Source organism: Acinetobacter sp. CY79, from assembly GCF_059515845.1.
In genome coordinates, this window is record NZ_JCAKMY010000002.1 from 148,759 (window position 1) to 159,791 (window position 11,033).

The 11,033-nt window shown below is 39.3% G+C and carries 10 protein-coding genes; 4 read left to right on the forward strand and 6 right to left on the reverse strand.

Annotated elements, in window-relative coordinates; genetic code table 11:
- Window positions 1–58 precede the first annotated feature (58 nt).
- Both AC5YCE_RS01590 and csrA read left to right on the forward strand, forming a co-directional pair.
- Window positions 59–1,339: an aspartate kinase gene (locus AC5YCE_RS01590; protein WP_496125650.1), complete on the forward strand. Its 1,281-nt coding sequence runs from the start codon at window positions 59–61 to the stop codon at window positions 1,337–1,339.
- A gap of 259 nt (window positions 1,340–1,598) precedes the next feature.
- Window positions 1,599–1,886, forward strand: a complete 288-nt coding sequence (gene csrA, locus AC5YCE_RS01595) for a carbon storage regulator CsrA (RefSeq protein ID WP_496125649.1) — start codon at window positions 1,599–1,601, stop codon at window positions 1,884–1,886.
- Between the two features lie 76 nt (window positions 1,887–1,962).
- Here the strand turns inward: csrA and rnhB are convergent, their stop codons facing one another.
- Window positions 1,963–2,535, reverse strand: a complete 573-nt coding sequence (gene rnhB, locus AC5YCE_RS01600; RefSeq protein WP_496170651.1) for a ribonuclease HII — start codon at window positions 2,533–2,535, stop codon at window positions 1,963–1,965.
- 60 nt (window positions 2,536–2,595) lie between these two features.
- Complete coding sequence (locus AC5YCE_RS01605) at window positions 2,596–2,976, reverse strand: hypothetical protein (RefSeq protein ID WP_496170653.1); 381 nt, start codon at window positions 2,974–2,976, stop codon at window positions 2,596–2,598.
- A 228-nt stretch (window positions 2,977–3,204) separates the two neighbouring features.
- Between AC5YCE_RS01605 and AC5YCE_RS01610 the strand changes: the two genes are divergently transcribed.
- Window positions 3,205–3,762, forward strand: coding sequence for a cytochrome b (locus tag AC5YCE_RS01610; protein WP_496170655.1), 558 nt, complete (start codon window positions 3,205–3,207; stop codon window positions 3,760–3,762).
- 513 nt (window positions 3,763–4,275) lie between these two features.
- Here the strand turns inward: AC5YCE_RS01610 and AC5YCE_RS01615 are convergent.
- The 4 genes from AC5YCE_RS01615 to AC5YCE_RS01630 all read right to left on the reverse strand — a co-directional run bounded on the left by AC5YCE_RS01615 (window position 4,276) and on the right by AC5YCE_RS01630 (window position 10,803).
- The gene (locus AC5YCE_RS01615) at window positions 4,276–5,277 is read right to left on the reverse strand and encodes an adenosine deaminase (RefSeq protein ID WP_496126118.1); all 1,002 of its coding nucleotides are present in this window, start codon (window positions 5,275–5,277) and stop codon (window positions 4,276–4,278) included.
- 91 nt (window positions 5,278–5,368) lie between these two features.
- The gene (locus tag AC5YCE_RS01620) at window positions 5,369–6,688 is read right to left on the reverse strand and encodes an NCS2 family permease (RefSeq protein WP_496126119.1); all 1,320 of its coding nucleotides are present in this window, start codon (window positions 6,686–6,688) and stop codon (window positions 5,369–5,371) included.
- Window positions 6,689–7,328: 640 nt separating this feature from the next.
- Complete coding sequence (locus tag AC5YCE_RS01625; protein WP_496126120.1) at window positions 7,329–9,560, reverse strand: NADP-dependent isocitrate dehydrogenase; 2,232 nt, start codon at window positions 9,558–9,560, stop codon at window positions 7,329–7,331.
- A 499-nt stretch (window positions 9,561–10,059) separates the two neighbouring features.
- Window positions 10,060–10,803, reverse strand: coding sequence for an adenosylcobinamide-GDP ribazoletransferase (locus tag AC5YCE_RS01630; RefSeq protein WP_496170657.1), 744 nt, complete (start codon window positions 10,801–10,803; stop codon window positions 10,060–10,062).
- On the opposite strand from AC5YCE_RS01630, the gene AC5YCE_RS01635 reads away from it, so the two are divergent.
- A partial coding sequence (locus AC5YCE_RS01635) for a helix-turn-helix domain-containing protein (protein ID WP_496170659.1) occupies window positions 10,802–11,033 on the forward strand: 232 nt, incomplete at its 3' end. The genes AC5YCE_RS01630 and AC5YCE_RS01635 overlap by 2 nt on opposite strands.

Below are 11,033 nucleotides of genomic sequence, written 5' to 3' on the forward strand. Positions count from 1 at the left end.
CCTTTTGTGTAACTGACCCTGATAGGTAGTTCAGGGTCATGGTTTATATGGAACAACTATGGCATTAATCGTTCAAAAATATGGCGGTACCTCTATGGGTACTCCCGAGCGCATTTTAAATGTTGCTCGTCGTGTAAAGCGTTGGCATGATCATGGTCACAAGGTGGTCGTGGTTGTATCTGCTATGAGTGGCGAAACCAATCGTCTACTTGCTTTAGCGAAAGCCATTACCGAAACCCCTGATCCTCGTGAATTAGACCAAATGGTGTCTACCGGTGAACAGGTTACGATTTCTATGTTAGCGATGGCGTTGAACTCTATTGGAGTAGAAGCAAAATCATTAACAGGTCGCCAAGTTGGCATGAAAACTGACAGCTCATTTAATAAAGCACGAATCGAATCAATCGACACTCAAGTGTTAAATGACAACCTAGACGCAGGTCGTGTTTTGGTTGTTGCTGGTTTCCAAGGTTTTGATGAGTTTGGCAATACAACCACGCTTGGTCGTGGTGGTTCTGATACTTCTGGTGTTGCGATTGCTGCAGCACTTAAAGCAGATGAATGCCAAATTTACACAGATGTTGATGGCGTATATACCACTGACCCACGTGTAGCACCTAAAGCGAAAAAAGTTGATCGTATTTCATTTGAAGAAATGCTTGAAATGGCATCACTTGGTTCTAAAGTCTTACAAATTCGTTCAGTTGAATTTGCAGGCAAATACCAAGTGCCTTTACGCGTATTATCAAGTTTTGATAATGACGATGATGGCGCATTCGACGAAGATTTTAAACAAAATGTCGGGACACTAATCACCACTGAAGCGGAAGACAACATGGAACAACCAATTATCTCAGGTATCGCGTTTAACCGTGACGAAGCAAAATTAACTATTCTTGGCGTTCCAGATGAGCCAGGTATTGCGTCTAAAATTTTGTGCCCGATCGGTGATGCAAACGTTGAAGTGGATATGATCATCCAAAACGTTGAAGAAGATGGTACGACTGATTTTACATTTACAGTGAACCGTGGTGAACTTTCAAAAGCAAAATCAATTCTTGAAACAACAGCTCAAGAAATTGGCGCTCGTGAAGTGTCTACTCGTGATGACATCGTAAAAGTGTCAATCGTTGGTGTGGGTATGCGTTCACATGCAGGTGTTGCAAGTAAAATGTTTACAGCATTGGCGAAAGAAGGCATCAATATTTTAATGATTTCAACATCTGAAATTAAAATTTCAGTGATTATTGATGAAAAATATTTAGAACTTGCTGTTCGTTCACTTCACACTGCTTTCGGTCTTGATCGTGAATCTGGTGAATCGAGTGTTCGCGCATAATAGTTTACTAATAACATTTGTTCACTTATAACAATTCTTGTTATTAAGTGAAATAAATAATCAGAGCCACTATAGTTTTTCCTATAGTGGCTCTGTTATATTAAGCCTGCCGGATCATCGGAATATTTTAATAGTGTGCTAGAAAACGCTTATTTCGTCACATTTTTCTGTTAAAATTTTCACATAATCCTGAGTTGTTGCTTTTCATTTTTTTTGAATATAACTATCGCAGGTTTAGCGTTTAAGCAAGGAGATAAACATGCTGATTCTTACCCGTCGTGTCGGGGAAACTTTAATGATTGGGGATCAAGTCAGTGTTACTGTACTTGGTGTCAAAGGTAACCAAGTACGCATTGGTGTTAATGCTCCGAAAGAAGTATCTGTACACCGTGAAGAAATCTATCAACGTATTCAACATGAACGTGCAATGCACGAGCATTTGCAACACATTGATCAAGATTATCAACAACCTACATTTGAACAGCCTTCATTTGAACAACCTTCATTTGAAGATGATAATTTTAAACAAAACGATTTTAATCGCTAAGACTAAAACGTTTTAAATTCATAAAGCGGCTAAATAGCCGCTTTAAATTTATCTGTACAATTTGATTCTATTCAACCTAATCAATCAGACCTAAAGCCTTCTTTACAGGTCCATAACTTCTACGGTGCTCATCAATCACCCCATGCACCGCAATCGCCTCGAAATGTGCTTTAGTCGGATATCCTTTATGTTTTGCAAAACCATATTGTGGATACTTCATATCCAATTCAACCATTTCACGATCACGTGTCACTTTAGCCAATATACTGGCCGCAGATATCTCCTCATGTAAAGCATCCCCACCAATCACGGCTTCACATGCCATTGTCAAACCCTGTGGAACCTTATTCCCATCGACTCGAACCAGTTCAGGTTGAATAGATAAAGCTTCGACCGCTCTACGCATTGCCAATAAAGAGGCTTGTAAAATATTAATCTCATCAATTTCTTGATGCGTTGCTTCAGCAATTGCCCATGCCAATGCCTTTTCTTGAATTTCTATGAAAAGTTTTTCACGTTTCTTTTCCGTTAATTTCTTAGAATCATTTAATCCTACAATCGGATTATTTGGATCCAATATCACCGCAGCAGCGACAACCGAACCCACCAGTGGTCCACGCCCTGCTTCATCCGCACCAGCTATTAACATTCTTCATCATTTCCCAAAAAAAGAGGCTGAACAAGTCAGCCTGTTTTCAATAATTCAAACTTAGTTCACAGCTTCCGCAACGCAAGCATTGATTGTTTTCGTAACCACATTTGAAACAATAGTAGCACGCGCAGCAGGATCAATTGCCGCAGCAGCCAAATCCACAGCCGTTACACTTTGAGGCGCTTTTTCGCTAACACAACCACAAATTTCAGTTTGAATATTGGTTTTTTGTTCAGTTGTCATCAGCTTTGTTGCCGTTTGCCAAGCAGGTAGATTATTCAACTCAGTTGTACATTTGGCATTGATACCGATTTTCAAAGCAGCCACACCCAATTGTTGAGTCGTTGTACCTGCTGTTGAAGATGTACCAGTCGTTCCTGTAGCACAAGCAGACAAGACTAAAGCCAATGGTGCAAATACTGTGATTAATTTTTTCACTTAAACATCCTGATGTTTATAAAAATAATAGCGATATTCTGCCTAATTTGAATATATTTAGAAATATTTAAATTGTACATCACAGTCATCTGTCTAAATTGAGAACAAATGCGCTTGTTCTCAATTTTTTACGATTGTTCTATTCATTCAACACTATGTTCTAGATCTGAGCTATAACAATCTGATGCTTTCAACTATGATACACAAACCAAAAAATCGAATTGAATCATGAATAACTCAAAACAATACTACACTCGCACTGCTCAAATCATTCATTGGCTCATGGCGATCATCTTTATTCTCGCTTGGATTGTTGGTTTTTATAGCGGTAATTTTTTAAGCTACGATATTGATGGAAGCTTCAAAGGTGATGTGATTAGTTTTCACAAAAACATTGCAACAACGATCATTTTTCTCGTAGTTATACGGATCTTTTGGCGTTATACCCACCCTGCGCCAAAGCTGCCTGACACAATGTCACCGACCATGAAAATGCTTGCTCATTTAGGGCACATTGGGCTTTATTTCATGTTATTAGCATTACCAATTACTGGCTGTCTGTATAGCTGGAGTGTTGGCTATCCCGCACCTGTGCTTTACTTGTTTGACTTACCTGCGTTGATTGGTGAAAATCCTGCCGTCACTGCTGTTGTTAAACCTCTACACATTTGGATTTCTTGGGCAGCAGGATTATTGTTAGTCGGTCATATTGCGGCCGCGCTGAAACATCATTTCATCGATAAAGACAATGTATTAAACAGCATGACACGTCAGCCTAAAGACTGATGCACTTAAACGCCTAATTCACTAAATAGAAGCACATAAGGTGCTTCTATGATTTCAAAGCTTGCTGAGTACAACCAATCAAACTGTTCTTTATTGATAAGTTTTTCTTTTTCAGCATCATTGAAGGACGCTTTTAATCAAACTGGTGCATTCATATTATCCATTGCATGGTCACTGACACACTCACAAATGCCTTTTTGATTAACGAGGTTTTGCTGTTCATTCATCAAAAATGCCGTTTCCTTCCAAATTCTCGAGTCAGAAAGTGCTTGATTACATTTTATTAGACTGGCGGGCTTAAGTAGTTTTTGACTTAAACGCTCTGTTCGGTCAGCAAAAGTAATTCGACATCCCTATTGCCATACCCATACAATCAGCATGCAATACTTCAGCATGTTTTGATTGTTCAAGAAATCTCATTTGAATTTCAATGCTATAAAAATAATAAAGCTGTGAACGATCACAGCTTTATCTTAAACATCTATGCGCTGTTCAGCTTATGCATGCTAAAGCTTATGCAATCGCATTAATTTTCGCTGTCCAATTTTGTTTTTCTTGATCAGAAATAAATGAAGCCTCAAAAGAATTAATGGCGAGTTGCTTCAACTCTTCATGACTTAAATCTAAAGATTCAGCAATGGCAATGAAGTTATCATTCATATAACCACCAAAATAAGATGGATCATCAGAATTGACTGTTACATGCACGCCCTGTTGTAATAAACGACGGATATTGTGCTCTGCCATATCATCTACCACACGAAGCTTTAAGTTTGATAATGGACAAACCGTGAGTGGCATTTTTTCAGCAATCAAACGCGCCATTAACTTTGGATCTTCTTCTGAGCGAACACCGTGATCGATACGATTGACTTTAAGCAAATCTAAAGCTTCCCACACATATTCAGCAGGGCCTTCTTCACCCGCATGTGCAACAATCAAGAAACCTTCCTCGCGTGCTTTTGCAAATACACGTTCGAATTTTGAAGGTGGATGCCCAACTTCACTTGAATCTAAACCAACGCCAACAATTTGATCTTTATAGGGCAATGCTTGTTCAAGTGTTTTGAATGCGGCCTCTTCACTCAAGTGACGTAAGAAGCACATAATTAAGTGTGACGTAATACCCAACTTAGATTGCGCATCATCACAAGCACGTTGTAATCCATTCAATACCACTTCAAATGCAATACCACGATCTGTATGTGTTTGTGGGTCAAAGAACATTTCAGTATGAACCACATTGTCTTCTGCACATTTTTCAAAGTAAGCCCATGCAAGATCATAAAAATCTTGTTCATGAATCAACACATTTGCGCCAGCGTAATAAATATCTAAGAAGGATTGAAGATTATGGAAGTTATACGCTTGTTTCACTTCTTCAACACTTTTATATGGAATATCAATTTGATTGCGTTGCGCAATTGAGAACATGAGCTCGGGCTCAAATGTCCCTTCGATATGGACGTGTAATTCTGCTTTAGGTAAAGCACGAATGAGCTCTAATTGGTTCATGTGAATGACCTCAAAATATAAAAAATCAGAAAAATATCAATATAAAAAAAAGGGTGCAAACTGAGTTTACACCCTTTTTGTAATGGACGTGTTAACCACCAAATGCAACAAACTTAATCACCCACAGTACCGCAATGATCCATACCATGTACGGAACTGTTTTTGCTTTACCTGTAAATAACTTAATCAATGCATAGCTGATAAAGCCCATGGCGATACCATCTGCGATTGAATAAGTGAAAGGCATGAACACAATAGTCAAGAATGCAGGTACAGCTTCAGTGATATCATCCCAATCAATATTGGTGATACCCTGAATCATCAACACACCGACAAATAACAATGCAGGTGCTGTTGCAAAACCAGGTACCGATTGAGCAAGCGGCGCTAAGAATAAGCACAATACAAATAGAATACCAACGACCACAGCGGTTAGACCTGTACGACCACCCGCAGCGACGCCCGCAGATGACTCGATATAAGGCGTGGTTGAAGACGTACCCAATGCAGCACCTGCAACAATTGCAGAAGAGTCAGCAAATAAAGCTTTCTTTAAGCGTGGCAATTTACCATCTTTCAACAAGCCTGCACGGTGAGATACACCGACCAATGTTCCTGTAGAATCGAATAAATCAACCAAGAAGAATACGAAAATCACACCGATCAAACTTGCGGTAAATAGACCCTCAAAGTCCATTTGCATGAATGTAGGCGCCATCGAAGGAATTGTACCTACAACACCTTTAAATTCGTTATAACCTAATGCAGTAGCGATTGCAGTCACAACCAAAATACTGATAATAATGGCGCCACGCACTTTAAAATGATGCATAACGACAACCATTAAGAAACCTAACAATGCCAGCATGACAGAAGGTTGCTTAAGATCCCCTAAGCCCACCAATGTTGCAGGATTATCAACAATAACTCCTGCATTTTTCAATGCTACAAGCGCAAGGAACAAACCAATACCGCCACCAATCGCAAACTTCAATGACATTGGAATCGCGTTCACAATCGCTTCACGGATTTTGAACATACTGATCGCAATAAAGACCAAGCCAGATACAAATACAGCTGCTAATGCAGTCTGCCAAGGCACACCCATTCCGATACATACTGAATAAGTAAAGTAGGCATTAAGTCCCATACCTGGTGCTAATGCGATTGGATAGTTTGCTACGATTCCCATAACCAAACAACCAATTGCTGCAGCTAAACAGGTAGCCACAAATACAGCACCATGGTCCATTCCTGTTTCAGAAAGAATCAATGGGTTGACGATAATGATGTAACACATGGTTAAAAATGTCGTTACACCTGCAAGGACTTCTGTTCTGAAGGTGGTTTTGTTTTCACTTAATTTGAATAAGCGTTCAAGCAAACCCACTGAAGGATTGGGATTTGTCATTGGTGAGCCCCTGTTTAAGATTGAGCTATGTGTTAAGTAAGTTTAGATCATTTATAAAATGAATTACTGGTGTATTTTGCATCAATAATACATTCAAAAAACGTACCCAAATGACAGTTCCGATCAATAAAATAGAATTAAAAAAGCTGCATCTATGCAGCCCTCTTATAACAATTCAGTTTCATTCGCCAAACACGAAGAACAATTCATTTCGCGATTAGTACATCGGAATTATTTTACAAATTATAACATACAGTTTATTCAATATAAGTAAATCCAATATGATCTCATCAGTTCAAAGCATGCATCAATGCTAAAATATCCCTAATAAACCTAACTTTACGATATAAATTATAAAGTTAATTTTACCCCAATTATTCTTAATTGATTAAATTTTAAGCCATATAAATTGGTATTTCTAGAGAACCATATAAAAATTAAGCCAATCAATTATCTGAAAAATTAGATAAATACATTAAAAATATTTCTATCAAATGGGAAGAAAAACAGAAATTTCAATTCTGTTTACATCGGTTTAAGAGTTTAATCATTGAAATCAAAAAGACCGATGCCTAAGCATCGGTCTTTTCTTTAAACTAGTATGAAATCACACCATCATGAGCGACTTCAAACTTATATATTAAAGGCTAGCAAGAGCTGCGTTAAGCGTAGCACTTGGACGCATTACAGCATTTACTTTGTCTTGATCAAGTGCGTAGTAACCACCGATATCAGCAGCTTTACCTTGTACTGCTGCAAGTTCAGCAACGATTTTGTCTTCATTTTCAGCTAAAGTTTTCGCGAGTGGCGCAAACTTCGCTTTTAATTCAGCATTTTCGTCTTGAGCAGCAAGTTCTTCAGCCCAGAATTTAGCAAGGTAGAAATGACTACCACGGTTATCCAACTCACCTGTACGGCGTGAAGGAGACTTATCGTTATCGAGAAGTTTACCCGTTGCTTGGTCTAAAGTTTTAGCAAGTAACTTGATGTCAGCATTGTTTTCTTTAATGCCCATTTCTTCTAGCGATACAGCTAGCGCCATGAACTCACCCAGTGAATCCCAACGTAAGTGGTTTTCTTCAACAAGCTGTTGTACGTGTTTAGGTGCTGAACCGCCTGCACCAGTTTCGTACATGCCACCACCCGCCATTAACGGAACGATAGACAACATTTTCGCAGAAGTACCCAATTCCATAATTGGGAACAAGTCTGTGAGGTAATCACGCAGGATGTTACCTGTTACAGAAATCGTATCTAAACCACGCGCAACACGCTCAAGTGTATAACGCATTGCACGAACTTGAGACATGATTTGAATGTCTAGACCCGTTGTATCGTGATCTTTCAAGTAAGTTTGTACTTTCTTGATAAGCTCATTTTCGTGTGGACGGTATGGGTCAAGCCAGAAAATAGCAGGCATGCCTGAGTTACGTGCACGAGTTACAGCCAATTTCACCCAGTCACGGATCGGTGCATCTTTCACCTGACACATGCGCCAGATATCGCCTTCTTCCACGTTTTGAGACATCAACACTTCACCAGTTTCGATGTCAGTGATGTTTGCTACGCCAGCTTGAGCGATTTCAAAAGTTTTATCGTGCGAACCGTATTCTTCTGCTTTTTGCGCCATCAAGCCCACGTTCGGTACAGTACCCATTGTACGTGGATCGAAGTTACCATTCCATTTACAGAAATTGATCATTTCTTGGTAAATACGCGCAAATGTAGATTCAGGCATTACTGCTTTACAGTCGTAAGGTTTGCCATCAGCGCCCCACATTTTACCGCCACCACGGATCATTGCAGGCATTGAAGCATCTACAATCACGTCGTTCGGTGAATGGAAGTTTGTGATGCCTTTTGCAGAATCAACCATTGCAAGTGCTGGACGGTGTTCTTGGCAAGCATGTAAATCAGCAATGATTTCTTCACGTACAGAGGTTGGTAAAGTTTCGATCTTTTCGTAAAGACCAGCCATACCGTTATTGACGTTAACACCAAGCTCATCAAACAATTTTGCATGTTTTTCAAAAGCTTCTTTGTAGTAAATTTTCACACAGTGACCAAATACGATCGGGTGTGAAACTTTCATCATGGTTGCTTTTACGTGTAAAGAGAACAAAATACCTGCTTCTTTACAATCATCTAATTCTTTTTCATAGAAATCGCAAAGCGCTTTCTTGCTCATGAACATCGAATCAATGATTTCGCCGTCTTGAAGTGCAACTTTTTCTTTAAGAACAACAGTTTCACCACTGTTCGTCACAAGTTCCATTTTTACGTTACGTGCACGGTCAAGCGTCATTGATTTTTCGCCATGGTAGAAGTCGCCTTCATCCATGTGAGAAACGTGAGTTTGTGACCACTGTTTCCACTCTGTCATAGAGTGTGGGTGCTTTTTGACGTAGTTCTTAACAGCAGCAGGTGCACGACGGTCAGAGTTACCTTCACGTAATACTGGGTTTACAGCAGAACCTAAACATTTGCTGTAACGTACTTTGATCGACTTTTCTTCTTCAGTTACCGGATTTTCTGGGTAATCTGGAATTGCGTAACCCTTCGATTGAAGTTCTTTAATGCACGCTGTCAATTGACCTACAGAAGCACTAATATTTGGGAGTTTGATAATATTGGTGTCTGGGTCTTGTGTAAGACGACCTAACTCAGCAAGTGTATCTGGCACTTTTTGCTCTTCAGTGAGGTAATCTGCGAATTCTGCGAGTACACGTACCGCTACAGAGATGTCACTTTTGACAATCTCAACGCCAGCAGGCTTAGTAAAGGTCTCAATGATCGGCAGTAGAGAGTAAGTCGCCAACAATGGCGCCTCGTCGGTCAGTGTGTAAATGATTGTTGACTTTCCACCAGCCATATATAGCCCCTTGCTTTAGATTGAGTATGTGAGTACCGAACTTTTGATCCAGCCTCATCGAACCGATTTGCTTAAATAAAAACATTGAGAGTATCGTTCTTCATTGCAATTCAGTCAACGAAATATCATTTTGGCTCGCTATTTTGATGAAATATTGTCCAAAAAAGTATTATTCTTTAGTTGCAGAGCACTGTACTAATTTCATTCTATCTGAACTTAGAAAGAACTCCCTCTCTTTAGCCACAATAACTCTTCAAAAATTTCATCAATACATGAACATTGATTTAATCAGAATAGAATAATTATAGACTATTCAATATAACACTTTGATGGCAATTCATTTCATTGCGTTTTATTTTATGATGTATTTTAAAGGTCTGAATCATTTACACAAAATTCTGATACTAATACTTCTGCCCACCGTTGTCATTCAAAACGATCATTTAGGCAACCTATCCTGCCTAAGTTTGTAAATTTAGAGTAAAGCTATAAAAAAGCATCAATATAAACTCAACAGACACATAATCCCAAATAAGCTGACTGACTCTATCCATTCGATCGTTGCACCCATGGTATCACCTGTAATTCCACCGATCCGCTGGATAAATTTAGCTCTTAAATACCATATAATGATTAAGCTCAAAACCACAAGTATGAAGCCCCACAGTCCAACGATACCGCAGAGCCCCAAGACTCCAACAATAATCATATAACTGAGTTTTTGAGGAATATACTGACTCATGGCTGTGCCTAAACCCTGATCTCTGACATAAGGTGTCGTTAGAAATAAGATCAATGGACTTAATCGTGCAAGCATCGGAACGAAGAGAAGTAACCATAGCTGTTGCTGTTCTAATAACACATATAATGCAGACCATTTTAAAGCACAGACAATCAGTAAACTCAGAACACCGATAGGTCCGCTCCTTGGGTCTTTCATAATACTTAAGGTTCTTTCGGCATCACCAAAACCACCGACCCACGCATCTGCTGTATCTGCAAGACCATCTAGATGTAAACCACCCGTGATCCAGATCCACACCACCAACAAGAATGTCGAAAGCAGAACAATCGGGAGTTTGACTAAAACTACAGCGATGACAAAAAGTACAAGCCCAATCAGGAGTCCAATCAAAGGATAAAACAACAGCGACTGTGCATTCTGTTGAGATGATGGCATCTGTTTTATAGCTAAAAATCCAATATGAGCTACAATAGAAAAAACACTAAGATTTAGGATCATGCCAAAAACATATTCTGTCGATTTACGCGAAAAAGTCATGCAGTTTTATAAAGAATCACAGCATAAATCCAAAACGTGTGAACTGTTTAATATTGCAAGAACCACCCTAGATGATTGGATCCTACTCGAACAGCAGACTGGTCAGCTCAAACAGCCTAAACCTCAAAATGCAGGACGCCCTTCGAGGATTCGAGATCTTCAAGCCTTTGAGCACTTCGTAAAAAATACAC

Excerpts from the sequence above, each read along its gene's own strand:
- AC5YCE_RS01615 (WP_496126118.1), bottom strand. The coding sequence starts at position 5,277 with ATGAACCAATTAGAGCTCATTCGTGCTTTACCTAAAGCAGAATTACAC.
- csrA (WP_496125649.1), top strand. The coding sequence starts at position 1,599 with ATGCTGATTCTTACCCGTCGTGTCGGGGAAACTTTAATGATTGGGGAT.
- AC5YCE_RS01590 (WP_496125650.1), top strand. The coding sequence starts at position 59 with ATGGCATTAATCGTTCAAAAATATGGCGGTACCTCTATGGGTACTCCC.
- AC5YCE_RS01610 (WP_496170655.1), top strand. The coding sequence starts at position 3,205 with ATGAATAACTCAAAACAATACTACACTCGCACTGCTCAAATCATTCAT.
- AC5YCE_RS01620 (WP_496126119.1), bottom strand. The coding sequence starts at position 6,688 with ATGACAAATCCCAATCCTTCAGTGGGTTTGCTTGAACGCTTATTCAAA.
- rnhB (WP_496170651.1), bottom strand. The coding sequence starts at position 2,535 with ATGTTAATAGCTGGTGCGGATGAAGCAGGGCGTGGACCACTGGTGGGT.
- AC5YCE_RS01630 (WP_496170657.1), bottom strand. The coding sequence starts at position 10,803 with ATGATCCTAAATCTTAGTGTTTTTTCTATTGTAGCTCATATTGGATTT.
- AC5YCE_RS01625 (WP_496126120.1), bottom strand. The coding sequence starts at position 9,560 with ATGGCTGGTGGAAAGTCAACAATCATTTACACACTGACCGACGAGGCG.